The sequence below is a fragment of the Clostridia bacterium genome (assembly GCA_036562685.1).
GTDB lineage: Bacteria > Bacillota > Clostridia > Christensenellales > DUVY01 > DUVY01.
In genome coordinates, this window is record DATCJR010000186.1 from 1 (window position 1) to 1,744 (window position 1,744).

Sequence of the window (1,744 nt, forward strand, 5' to 3'; positions counted from 1 at the left end):
GGCAACAGCTACCGCCTAAAGGACAGGCTAAAAACCGGGCTATATGCTAGCCCGCGTAATAGCGTCTAGTTTTTAAAAAAAAGCCAGGGTGGGTCAAATTTTATCTGTTAAAAATGGGTCAATTTAAATCCGCTATTGACATTTTGATAATATAAAATTCAAAGAAAAAGATATAGACGAAATCCTGGCATCTTATTTTGTGGCCCATAGAAACCTTAATGTTTCCGAGGCCAGTAAATATCTTGTGGCCGCGTTCTATCTTAAATATCTTATTAAGGCTTACAAAAAGGTTAAAGAACATTATTTCAAAAACAACCGGGAAACTCTCTTTTTGGAGCTTGAATCGCTTGAAAAGGAAAAGAATGAATTAAAGCAGGAAAACGCAAAGCTGCAGCAGCTTATTGCAGAGCAAAAAAAACTTATTGATGAGCTAAAGCAAAAACTGGATGCGGAATATTCCAGGGCAAAAGGCGAGTTTGCTAAAAAAATAAGAAAATTAGAAAAAGAGAATGAGCAGCTTAAAGCCGAGCTGGAAGCAGACAAAAACGAACTTACCGCTTTAAGAGAACTGGCCTTTTCGCTGCAGCAGGAACCGAAACCCGATGATGATAGATCTCCTTCTGTAGAAGAAATGTGTCGGACTATAAACTCCCCTGCCATCCTTATTGTAGGCGGGTATCCTGGATGGCAAAAACAAATCAAAGATAGATTGCCTAACATCAATGTTGTCGCCGCCGATATGTTGAACTTTGATCCGGATAATCTGGGCACCGTCGAGCTTATAGTCTTTAACACCGCTTTCCTCAATCACGGTATGTATTATAAAGTTATTAATTTTGTCAGGAAAAACAAAGTGAAAGTTTGCTATATAGTCAACCAAAATATAGAAAAAGCAATTGAGCAAATATGGCAGGTATTAAATAACCGCCGGGGAGCCTACCCATTATCTATTGTTTGAATCTGGTACTTGCAGTATAATGTGATCATAAACGGCAAAAAATATAAAAAGCAGTACGCTGTTTGTTTTCCCAGCGTACTGCAAAGCCCATCCTAATCACTATACATGAGAAACAATTTTCAGCAAATCGTCCACAAAATCTTTCGCACAATCTCTAGGATACTCGATTCTGAAAATTCAGAAACGCCTGCTGTCGCTGATTAGTAATCATACCTTACTTGGACTGTTTTGGGAGTGCCGACTACGGGATACTGAAGATTTGGTGCACCATAGTTCGTAGTACTATTGAACGTTATATCAGTACCAGCATAAGTTGCTGTAGACGCCCAAGACGTTGCCGACTTAAAAACTTTATTGTCAAGGTAAACTGGACTGACAAGTCTTGGTAGCATTTGCCATTCTACTACATCGCTAGTATAATTCTCGTTGCAATAAATTCTTGGGTTGCCAGAAAGTTCGTACGAATAACCAAAACTTACGCCACCTACATCTACGGATACTCCTACGCTACCGGCAGAATATATATCTCCTGGACTATGATCTATTAGTTCATCAGCAGAATATGGAAGAGCATGCTTCACTGTAACTTCTGAAATTACACCTAATGGGTCCGTTGATGTGCATCTTGCCCACACATTGGTTGATGTGGCCAAGAAGACACATCTGGATGCGACTTTTTAACCGTAAAAGTAGGTCCTGTTGTAATTGAGGTAAGACAGGGTTTTAATGAGAAACTGCTGCTGGATGTAGTAAAGGTGTTGAGTACTCTATGTTAGGGCTGGCTTG

Annotated in this window: 2 protein-coding genes; one reads left to right on the forward strand and one right to left on the reverse strand. The window is 39.7% G+C overall.

The window, feature by feature from the left end; genetic code table 11:
* Positions 1-331: 331 nt before the first annotated feature.
* On the forward strand, positions 332-958 hold the full coding sequence (locus VIL26_08305) for a hypothetical protein (GenBank protein ID HEY8390929.1): 627 nt from the start codon (positions 332-334) through the stop codon (positions 956-958).
* A 200-nt stretch (positions 959-1,158) separates the two neighbouring features.
* Here the strand turns inward: VIL26_08305 and VIL26_08310 are convergent, their stop codons facing one another.
* Positions 1,159-1,350, reverse strand: a complete 192-nt coding sequence (locus tag VIL26_08310) for a hypothetical protein (protein ID HEY8390930.1) — start codon at positions 1,348-1,350, stop codon at positions 1,159-1,161.
* Positions 1,351-1,744 lie beyond the last annotated feature (394 nt).